This window comes from Actinoplanes sp. ATCC 53533, from assembly GCF_003947245.1.
Genome location: NZ_QHHV01000613.1, coordinates 1 through 869 on the forward strand (window position 1 = coordinate 1; position 869 = coordinate 869).

1 protein-coding gene is annotated in these 869 nt (G+C 62.8%); it reads left to right on the forward strand.

Features of this window, described 5'->3' with window-relative positions; translation table 11 throughout:
• Positions 1 to 447: IS3 family transposase (locus DMB66_RS60295; protein ID WP_125812730.1), on the forward strand; the 447-nt coding region annotated here is incomplete at its 5' end.
• Positions 448 to 869 lie beyond the last annotated feature (422 nt).

Genomic DNA, 869 nt, shown 5'->3' on the forward strand with positions numbered 1-869 from the left:
ATCTACCTGGCGACGGTGATCGACTGCTACTCCAGGGCAGTCGTCGGTTGGGCGGTCGCGGACCACATGCGCACCAAGTTGGTCGTCGACGCTATTGAGATGGCGGCCCGTAACATCACCATACCGAAAGGTGCGATCTTCCACTCTGATCGCGGCAGCCAATACATGTCGCACGAGTATCGCCGGACGCTGAAGAAACTCGGTCTGCGGTCCTCGGTCGGCCGTACGGGGGTCTGCTGGGACAACGCCCTAGCAGAATCGTTCAATGCCAGCCTGAAAAATGAGATGGTCAACCGGACCGTCTTCCCGACGAAAGCCCACGCACGAGACGCTATTGTGCGCTATGTCGAACTGTACTACAATCGCCAAAGGATCCACTCGGCGCTCGGCTATAAGACGCCGTACGAAATTCTCAGCGGACGCACGGACAACACATTAGCGGCGTGAAAACACGCTAAAAGCACTGTCCGGAAAACGCGCGGCAGCCCAGGTTGTGGTCCAGCGACGGTGACGGTGACGATTGGTGTTGGGGGCTGTCTTCGGGCGGCCCCTTGTTTGTGTGCGACGACAGTTTGAGCATGTTCTCCAGGCGCGGCGGCCCTCCCTTCTCCTTGGCCGGACAGGGAGGGCCGCTACTTGGTGCTCTGGAGGCACCCATGGTGATGGTAGGGACTGCTCAGGGTGAGGTCGATCGGCGGCTGGTCGCGGGCGAGTTGAGGTGCCCGTGCGGCGGCGTTTTGAGGCCGTGGGGTCGTGCTCGGCCGCGGGTGGTGCGGGGTGTCGGGGTGCTGCGGCCGCGTCGGGGACGGTGTGTGGCGTGCCGGATGACGCATGTGTTGCTGGCGGTGTCGTGCCTGGTCCGGCGGGCT